This is a genomic window from Pseudomonas edaphica (genome assembly GCF_005863185.1).
Classification (GTDB): Bacteria; Pseudomonadota; Gammaproteobacteria; order Pseudomonadales; family Pseudomonadaceae; genus Aquipseudomonas; species Aquipseudomonas edaphica.
Genome location: NZ_VBVZ01000757.1, coordinates 1 through 2,672, shown reverse-complemented (window position 1 = coordinate 2,672; position 2,672 = coordinate 1). Strand labels below are relative to the sequence as shown.

Annotated in this window: 4 protein-coding genes; all 4 read left to right on the top strand. The window is 59.9% G+C overall.

The window, feature by feature from the left end:
• The coding region (locus FEM54_RS30060) for a DNA cytosine methyltransferase (RefSeq protein WP_171045940.1) at window positions 1–807 on the top strand (807 nt) is incomplete at its 5' end.
• A gap of 547 nt (window positions 808–1,354) precedes the next feature.
• Window positions 1,355–1,666, top strand: coding sequence for a DUF4406 domain-containing protein (locus FEM54_RS30050; RefSeq protein ID WP_138454010.1), 312 nt, complete (start codon window positions 1,355–1,357; stop codon window positions 1,664–1,666).
• Window positions 1,663–2,241, top strand: a complete 579-nt coding sequence (locus FEM54_RS30045) for a hypothetical protein (protein WP_138454009.1) — start codon at window positions 1,663–1,665, stop codon at window positions 2,239–2,241. The genes FEM54_RS30050 and FEM54_RS30045 overlap by 4 nt, the downstream gene beginning before the upstream one ends.
• A complete protein-coding gene (locus FEM54_RS30040) occupies window positions 2,238–2,534 on the top strand; it encodes a hypothetical protein (protein ID WP_138454008.1) in 297 nt (98 codons plus the stop codon). The genes FEM54_RS30045 and FEM54_RS30040 overlap by 4 nt, the downstream gene beginning before the upstream one ends.
• The last annotated feature ends 138 nt before the right edge of the window (window positions 2,535–2,672 follow it).

Genomic DNA, 2,672 nt, shown 5'->3' with positions numbered 1-2,672 from the left:
GTCGATATGTTTGGCGGCATTCCTGCGTTCGGCGGCCATAGCCTGGGCGGCTCGATCGAGTGCGCAGCAACGCTCACCGCCAAAGACAGCCGGCTCGACATCGAAAGCGAGACCTTCTTCATTCACCCCGAGGTCGCCGGGGCGCTAACAAGTCACGCGTTCAGTGGCGGTGCAGGCGGTAGGCCTGACGGCGCAGCGGCTGGACACTTCATCGTTGCTGCAACCCTAGACGCAAGCTATGGCCGGCTTCAAGGCTGCTCCGGGCAGGATGCAAACCACGGCCACAGCCACCTGGTGGTGCACGGCACGCAAGACCCCTGCGTCAGTATTGATCAGGCGCGCACGCTGGGCCGGAACAACGGTCAGGAGAATGCTCTGCTGGCCTTCACCCAAAACAGCCGCAGTGAGGTTCGGTACATTGGCACAGATGGGCAGATCGTCGGCGCGCTGTCCGCCGAGGCAGGATCTCAGCAGCAGAACTACCTGGCCTACTCGACAAAGCTGCACCACACGTCGGCCTGCGGAGCGGGTAAGTGGTATGAGGAATACACCGCGTCTTTGGATGCATGCAGCCCGCCACCGGCGCTACTGACTCCGGCACAGGTGCGCCGCCTCACGCCAGTCGAGTGTGAGCGCCTCCAGGGCATGGCCGACAGCTACACCCTGATCCCCTGGCGCGGCAAGCCAGCCAGCGAATGCCCAGACGGCCCCCGCTACAAGGCAATCGGCAACAGCAAGGCCGTCACCGTGGTGCGCTGGATCGGCCGGCGCCTTCTGCAACAACTCAAAACCAGCCCGCACGGATAATCGCATCGATCATACGGATCAGCGCTGCGGCAAAGTTCATCCACTCAGTAAGTCGCTTCATTGATCGCGCCCCGGCTTTTCGATTGCCAAAGGATGCGGCGCGACTGACCCACCCGCAAACGACTTCGCAATTAGTTGGGAACTACCGTTCATCCCCCCCACTCCACCGCCCGGGCATGGCCCGGCATGCGTCATTTACGGATAAGGCTTTCCTGCTCAAGCGCCAGTCAAACAACTTGCCTGGTAAGAGTCGATCGTCGGAACAAAGCCATAACGCTTCTTTTGTGCGATCCATGTTCTGGCGAGCTCCACATCAAAGCTCCACCCATGGGTTTTCATCAATAAAAGTGCCGACTCTGTAATCCGATAGTGTCCGCAGCTAGGGCAGACCCTTTCCTCGTAATCGTCACCGACATCAGTTTCGGTCGCTGGCTCGTTGCAAATAAAACACGTCATGCAGCGCTCCTAATACCTGTTCAGTTCACTCTAGCTGACTCAGGCAATACAAGCACTCTAACGCCCGGGCATGGCCCGGCAAGGACTCTCCGTGAAACGAATTTACCTCAGCGGCCCCATGACCGGCCTGCCCGGCCTCAACTTCGCCGCCTTCCACGCCATGACCACCAACCTGCGCGCCGGCGGCCACACCGTCACCAACCCCGCCGAGATCAACCCCGACGGCGGTACCTGGAACGACTGCATGCGACGCGACATTGCCGCCCTGATGGACTGCGACATCGTGGCCACTCTGCCTGGCTGGGAGCATTCAAAGGGTGCTCGCCTGGAAGTCCTGATCGCCGAACGCCTCGGCATGACGGTTGTGAATGCCCATGATCTGGTAACGAGGGAGGCTGTATGAGTGAAGTGAAGAAGTGGTACATCGGGGAGTTCGGAGGGGAGGCACAAGCAAGGCCTTGCTCTCCTGCAGAATTCGAGATCATCCATGCCAGCGAGGGCCGGTACTTTGTTCTCGCTGAAAACTACGACAGCGCCGTGCAATGCTTTCTTACTGCTGCTGAGGGTTGCGTTGCTGCCGAGCGCCGCGAGCAAGCCCTGCAACAGCGCCTGACCGCAGCGGATGAGGCGCTCGATAAGGCCGCCGACGAATTCAGCCTGATGAGCCTGGAAGCGGGCCAGCGTATGGATGTGCTGGAGGGGTTGTTGCGTGACGCCTCAGCGTGGATAAAGCACAACAGTTTCCACGGCACGGACGCGATTGAATTGTGGGAGCGAATCGACGCCGCACTCAAGCGCAGCAAGCCATTCACCTGCACCTGGACTGAAGGCGGATTCTCCTGGCACACCGGCTGCGGTAAAGAATGGCAGTTCACCGATGGAGGGTTGCCGGCAGAGAACGGCATGCACTTCTGCCACTCCTGCGGGAAGGCGCTGGTGGTGGACGAGGATCAACCAGAGAGCGAGCGGGAATCGTGAGCGGTTTGTGGATGATCAACATCCGGATGCGGCGAGTTGAGGAAATTGAGCTGCATGTCCGTGCGAACCTGGCGCGGCTGAATGGGCCGAAGTGCTATCAAGGGCCAGGCCGTACGTACATGCTCCACGCAAGCCAGGTTCACATCTCACGCGCATTAGCGCTGGCGGCCTTGAGTCGCAACTTGATGGCCATCTACCAAGAGCGAAACCTGAAGCAGCAGAAGCTGCTCGCCGAGATTGAATCGATCACCTCTGAGCTGGAGCATGAGCAAAACTCAGCGCCAGTCGCATAGGAGTACATCCGTACTCCACCCGCAAAACCTGTAACCCCTCCCCCTTCAAAGTCAGCCGCTATAGCGGCAAGGACGAGTGTGCCCGTGAGCATCATCGACGACGTAATGACCGACAAGATCACCCTGCACGGCCTGGGC

Coding starts and splice junctions, on each gene's coding strand:
- FEM54_RS30045 (WP_138454009.1), top strand. CDS start 1,663: ATGAGTGAAGTGAAGAAGTGGTACATCGGGGAGTTCGGAGGGGAGGCA.